Consider the following 238-nt stretch of genomic DNA (forward strand, 5'->3'; position numbering starts at 1 on the left):
CTAAATCAATTCCAATATCAAAAGTTGAAAGCATTTTTTCACCTTATCCCTTTTATTATTCAAAAATATACTACGAATAAGCCTAACATGAATATGGGGGTAATAAGTCGTTTGTAAATGAACCGTTATTGATTTGTAAATTTACATGAAATATTTTTCATCTTTGGTACAAAAATGGATAAAAAATTCATTCTTAAAAAACGCATAGAAAATAAATTTTTTGTATATACTTATTTGA

Origin of the sequence: Neobacillus drentensis, assembly GCF_036965245.1 — a bacterium.
Lineage (GTDB): Bacteria > Bacillota > Bacilli > Bacillales > Cytobacillaceae > Neobacillus > Neobacillus drentensis_G.